Annotated in this window: 1 protein-coding gene; it reads left to right on the forward strand. The window is 63.1% G+C overall.

What is annotated here, in order from left to right; genetic code table 11:
- Positions 1-672 (forward strand): dihydropteroate synthase (locus tag DY926_RS05780; RefSeq protein ID WP_158551933.1); only part of this gene is annotated, 672 nt, incomplete at both ends.

Genomic DNA, 672 nt, shown 5'->3' on the forward strand with positions numbered 1-672 from the left:
GCGCCGAGGGCACGGGCCGCATCCGCCCCGCCCCCGTGCCCCGCCGGCCGGTGTGGATTCCGTCGGTCGCCAGCCTGTATTCACAGGTGCCGCTGCGGCAGGAAAACAGCTATTTCTCCATCGGGGAACGCTGCAACGCCAACGGTTCGAAAAAATGGCGGCAGTTGCAGGAAGCAGGCGACTGGGATGGCTGCGTGGCGCTGGGCCGCGAACAGGTGGCCGAAGGGTCAAACGCGCTGGATATCTGCACAGCCTTCGTTGGCCGTGATGAAATGAAGGAGATGAACGAGGTGGTGACCCGCTTCACCTCCTCGGTCAATGCGCCGCTGGTCATTGATTCCACCGAAACCCCGGTGATCGAGGCCGCACTCAAGCTGCATGGCGGCAAGCCCATCATCAACTCCATCAACTTCGAGGATGGAGAGGCGATCGCCAATGAGCGCATGCTGCTGGCGCGCAAGTTCGGGGCCGCCGTCATCGCCCTGACCATTGATGAAGTGGGCATGGCCAAGACGGCGGAAGACAAGCTGCGCATCGCCACCCGCCTGGTCGAATTCGCGTGTGAAAAGCACGGCCTGCCGCAATCCGACCTGATGATCGACCCGCTGACATTCACCATCGGCACCGGCACGGAAGATGACCGCAAGCTGGGGGAATGGACGCTGGAGGGCA

This window comes from Komagataeibacter melaceti (assembly GCF_003403295.1).
GTDB lineage: Bacteria > Pseudomonadota > Alphaproteobacteria > Acetobacterales > Acetobacteraceae > Komagataeibacter > Komagataeibacter melaceti.